Below are 410 nucleotides of genomic sequence, written 5' to 3'. Positions count from 1 at the left end.
GCCCAGCTGGAACGCCTGTTGCGTTACACCACCTTCACCCCGGCCAACAATGCATCAGGCAGCCCCGCCATCTCGCTCCCTCTAGGCCAGACCGATACCGGTCTACCCATCGGCGTACAATTTTCCGGCCGCCACGGCGACGAGCGCACCCTGCTGGAGCTGGCCTTCGAACTGGAGGATGCACAACCGTTCCGGCGCCTGGGGCAGTAACAGATAAACGCACCTAGTCCCTCCCCGCAGGTCGGGTTAGCTTAGAAGGCATAACCCGACCTGCAATGTCCCAGTGACAAAACAATGGCAACACCCAGAAAACGGAACATGAATATCCGCTTAGAACCACTGCAAAGCAGTCATGCTGGTGCGCTGTATGTACTCACCGATAACAACCGAGAGTATTTACGGCAATGGTT

At 57.1% G+C, this 410-nt stretch carries 1 protein-coding gene; it reads left to right on the top strand.

What is annotated here, in order from left to right:
- Positions 1–210, top strand: a 210-nt coding sequence (locus A3754_RS06705; protein ID WP_255363122.1) for an amidase family protein, incomplete at its 5' end; no start/stop codon positions are given.
- Positions 211–410 lie beyond the last annotated feature (200 nt).

This window comes from Alcanivorax sp. HI0083, from assembly GCF_001635175.1.
Note: the sequence above shows the minus strand (reverse complement) of the source record. Positions and strands in the feature narration are given on the sequence as shown.